The 4,301-nt window shown below is 72.2% G+C and carries 4 protein-coding genes and 1 pseudogene; all 5 read left to right on the forward strand.

The features are described from left to right. Positions 1-84: 84 nt before the first annotated feature. Positions 85-1,236, forward strand: a complete 1,152-nt coding sequence (locus GL263_RS22510) for an SDR family NAD(P)-dependent oxidoreductase (RefSeq protein WP_182857577.1) — start codon at positions 85-87, stop codon at positions 1,234-1,236. A gap of 71 nt (positions 1,237-1,307) precedes the next feature. Beyond that, positions 1,308-2,099 carry a class I SAM-dependent methyltransferase gene (locus tag GL263_RS22515; RefSeq protein ID WP_182857578.1) on the forward strand — a complete coding sequence of 264 codons (792 nt, stop codon included), beginning with the start codon at positions 1,308-1,310 and terminating at the stop codon, positions 2,097-2,099. 20 nt (positions 2,100-2,119) lie between these two features. Next, positions 2,120-3,478: an MFS transporter gene (locus GL263_RS22520; protein ID WP_182857579.1), complete on the forward strand. Its 1,359-nt coding sequence runs from the start codon at positions 2,120-2,122 to the stop codon at positions 3,476-3,478. After that, entirely contained in the window at positions 3,475-4,104 is a 630-nt protein-coding gene (cysC, locus tag GL263_RS22525) for an adenylyl-sulfate kinase (RefSeq protein ID WP_182857580.1), read from the forward strand. Before GL263_RS22520 ends, cysC begins: the two co-directional genes overlap by 4 nt. After that, a pseudogene (locus tag GL263_RS28565) lies at positions 4,101-4,301 on the forward strand (sulfate adenylyltransferase subunit CysD); the annotation flags it as partial. The gene cysC and the pseudogene GL263_RS28565, both read left to right, overlap by 4 nt.

Genomic DNA, 4,301 nt, shown 5'->3' on the forward strand with positions numbered 1-4,301 from the left:
CCACCGCCCCGCACGCCGTCCGCCGCACGCCGTCCGCCACCCCGCACGCCGCACGCCGTCCGCCGCACAGACAGGAACCGTCGAATGTCCGAGCACACCGCCCGCCCGGGGAAGCCGCTGATCATGCTTGTCGGCGTCGGAGACCTGGCGGCACACGTCCTGACCATGCTGATGAGCGACCCCGCCACCAACCGGGTGGTGCTCGCCGGCCGCGACCGTGAGGCGCTGCGCCGGCGCGGCAACCTGGCGCACTTCACCGCCACCAACCTTGGGCACTCCGACGGTTCGGTGGAGGCGGTCCACCTCGACCTGCACGATGTCGCCGCGAGCGCGGAGACGCTGGCCCGGGTCCGCCCCGACATCGTCTTCATGGGCGCGTCCCTCCAGTCGTGGCGGCGCATCACCGAGCTGCCCCCGCAGGTGTTCGAGGAGCTGGACCAGGCCCAGTTCGGTCCGTGGCTGCCGATGCACCTGACGCTCAACCACCTGCTGATGCAGGCCGTGGAGATGTCCGGCGTGCGCCCCAGGGTGGTCAACGCCGCGTTCCCCGACGCCGTGGGCCCGGTGCTGGCGGCGGCCGGGCTGCCGCAGACGATCGGCGTGGGGAACGTCGCCAACATCGTGCCGGCGCTGACCCACGGCTTCGCGCACCTCCTGGGCGTCGGCGCCGAGCGGGTCGAGCTGCGGCTGGTGGCGCAGCACTACTTCAGCCACTACGTGCCCCGTGCCGGAGACGCCGGCGAGGGCACGTACCACCTCTCGGCGCGGGTGGACGGGCGCCAGGTCGGCGAGGAGGTCGCCCACGGCGCCGTGTTCCGGCAGTTGAACGGACGGCTGAAGCGACTCGGCGGTGTCGCCGGTCAGTTGCTGACCGCGTCGTCCGCCGTGCGGGTGCTGACCGCCATGGCCACCGACAGCGGCGTGCTCGCCCACGCCCCGGCCCCCGGCGGGCTGCCGGGCGGCTACCCGGTGCGGGTGGGCCGCGACGGCGGCACCGTCGACCTCGGTGGGGCGCTCTCCCTGCGGGAGGCGGTCCGCCTCAACGAGCAGTGCCAGGTGGCTGACGGGATCGAGAGCATCGACGCCGACGGCACCGTCACCTTCACCGAGCGCGAGATGGACGTGATGGACCGGATGCTCGGCTACCGCTGCCGGACCATGCCGCTCTCCGAGTGCGCCGACCGTGCTGACGAACTCGGCCAGAAGTACCGGGAGTTCGCCAAGAAGTACCGCTGACCGCCCTCTTCCTCCGGGTCGCACCGCCCACCGCGGTGCGGCGCCGGTGCCGACGAACCCTTGGGGAGAACATGTCCGAGACCCTCACCGAAACGGGCGACGCGACCACCGCGGCACCCGCCGGTCCCGCCGACGGGGCCGCGCAGTACGTCGACTCACTCGTCGACCGCTGGGACGACCTGATCGACTGGGACCAGCGGCGGACGGGCGAACGCGGCTTCTTCTCCGAGCTGCTGCACGGCTGCGGCGCCCGCAGCGTGCTCGACGTCGCGGCCGGCACCGGCTACCACTCCGTCACCCTCGCCCTGTCCGGCTTCACCGTGACCGCCGCCGACGGCAGCGCCGCGATGCTGGAACGCACCCGGCGCAACGCCGCCCGCCACGGCGTCGAGCTGCCCACCGTGCACGCCGACTGGCGCGGCCTGCCGGGCCGGCTGGCGGGCGGGCACGACGCGGTCGTCTGCCTCGGCAGCTCCTTCCCGCACCTGTTCGACCTCGCCGACCGCCGGGCGGTGCTCCGCGAGTTCCACCGGCTGCTGCCGCCCGGCGGGGTGCTGGTGCTCGACCACCGGAACTTCGACGCGATCCGCGCGCGCCGCTACCGCAGCAGCGGCAACTACTACTACTGCGGCGACGCGGTCCGGGTCTCCGTCGCCCACGCGGACGCCGAGACGTGCCGCTTCCGCTACTCCTTCGCCGACGGCGTCACCCACCACCTCGAGGTGTACCCGCTGCTGCGCGACGAGGCCAGGGAGCTGCTCACGGAGGCGGGCTTCGACACGGTCCAGACGTTCGGCGACTTCTCGACGGACTTCGACCCGTACGAGGCGGACTTCATCATCCACGCGGCACGCAAGGCCTGACCGGAAGGACACGACGGACGATGTCGGGAAGCCCGCGGACGGCAGTCCCCACACGATCGCGGCCGCTCGTCGCGTTTGTGGTGACGGCCCTGCTCACCAGCTTCGTCGCCGCCACCTACGGTTTCGGCTTCTACCTGTTCTCGCAGCTCGTGACCGACATGCGCCACGACATCGGCTTCGACTACACGGTCGTCGGCACCATCACGGCCGCCGGTCAGCTCGGCTTCCTGGTCTTCGCCCTGTTCGGGACCTGGCTGTCGAACCGGTTCGGCGGGCCGCAGATCACGGTCGGCTCCGCACTGCTGTGCGCGGTGTGCCTGATGCTGATACCGGTGACCGACAGCATCCTGGTCATCGGTGTGCTGCTGACGATCCTCGGCGGCACCGCCGCCTCGGTGTACGTGCCGCTCGTGGAGATCGTGGGACGGGTGATCGACTACCGCCACCGGGGCAAGGTGCTCGGCCTCATCTCCAGCGGCACGAGCTACGGCGTGGTGGTCAACAGCATGCTCGTCCCGCCCTTCGTGGGCGCCGACAACTGGCGCGGACTGTGGTACTCGGTCGGCGCCGGCACCCTGATGGTGACCGGTGTCGCCGCGCTGGTGTTCTGGCGACTCGGCCTGTTCCGCCCCCAGGAGGCGGACCGGCCGCCGGGCGGCGGCGACCCGGGCGCCACCCGGGCGGAGAGCGCCCGGGCCGGCTGGCGGATGGTGCTGGTGCGCTGGGTGGTGATCATCTGGGTGATGAAGTTCCTGAACGGCTTCGCCTGCATGCCGTTCCAGAACTACCTCTCGCCCTACCTGCGCGAGGAGTTGGGCTTCGACATCGACTTCGCCGCCCAGGTGTGGGGCGTCATCGGGGTCATCGGCATGGTCGCCGGTTTCCTCGTCGGCTGGCTGTCCGACCGCATCGGCATCCGGGCGGCCCTCCTCATGTGCTACGGGTGCTTCCTGCTGTCCGCGGTGGTGCTCGTCGTGGCCCCGGTCGGCGTCCTGCCGCTGCTCTCGGGGGTCCTGTTCGCCCTCGCCTTCTACCCGATCTACGGCCTGGTCCCGGCGTACGTCTCCAAGACGGCGGCCGGCGCGGCCGCGACCGTCATCTTCGGCGTCACGAACGTCACCCAGGGCGTCGGCGGCATCGCCGGGAACTACGTGGCGGGCCTGCTGAAGAACACCACGGGCAGCTTCATGTGGTACTACGCCGTGATCGCCGTCGCGACGGTGGTCCTCATGGTGCTCACTCTCCGCCTTCCCCCGGAGGGGTCGGCCGAGGCGAGCGTGGGCCGGCAGCCGGGCCCCGCCGACCGGCTCGTGAAGGAGCCGGCCCCCTCGCAGCCGACCGCTCCGGTCGTCCACACGGCCACGGAGGTCCAACGATGACCCTCGCCCATCCCGTCCACGGCGACCCGCCGGCCGACCACCGGCCGACCACCGCACCACCGACCGCCGCACCACCGACCGGCTGCACCTGCCGCAGCGGTGCGACGGTGTGGCTCACCGGGTTGCCCAGCTCCGGCAAGACCACCCTCGCCCGCGCCCTCGCCGCCCGGCTGTCGGCCGACCGCCGCCGCGTCGAGGTGCTGGACGGTGACGAACTGCGCTCCCGGCTCTCCCCCGACCTCGGGTTCGGGCCGGACGCCCGACGGACCCAGGTGCAGCGTGTCGGACTGCTCGCCGAAGTGCTGGCCCGCAACGGGGTCCTCGTCCTGGTACCGGTGATCGCGCCCTACGCGGACTCCCGGGACGCGGTGCGACGCCGGCACGCCGCGAGTGGGACGCCCTACCTGGAGGTGCACGTCGCGACCCCGGTGGAGGTCTGCGCCGCGCGCGACGTGAAGGGCCTGTACGCCCGTCAGGCCGCCGGTGAACTGACCGGTCTGACCGGCGTGGACGACCCGTACGAGGCGCCGACCGACCCGGACGTGCGGGTGGAGACGGAACGGCAGGGTGTCGAGGAGTCCGTCGTGGCGCTGCACGCGCTGCTCGTCCAGCGGGGGTTGATATGAGCACGATCGTCCCTGAGCGCGGGCAGGGCGTCGCGGTCCACCCGCCCCACCCGGCCGCCGTCATCCCGCCGAGCCATCTGGACGCGTTGGAGTCGGAGGCGGTGCACGTCTTCCGGGAGGTCGCGGGCGAGTTCGAGCGGCCGGTGATCCTGTTCTCCGGCGGCAAGGACTCGATCGTGATGCTGCACCTGGCGCTG

The organism is Streptomyces durbertensis (genome assembly GCF_014156695.1).
GTDB lineage: Bacteria > Actinomycetota > Actinomycetes > Streptomycetales > Streptomycetaceae > Streptomyces > Streptomyces durbertensis.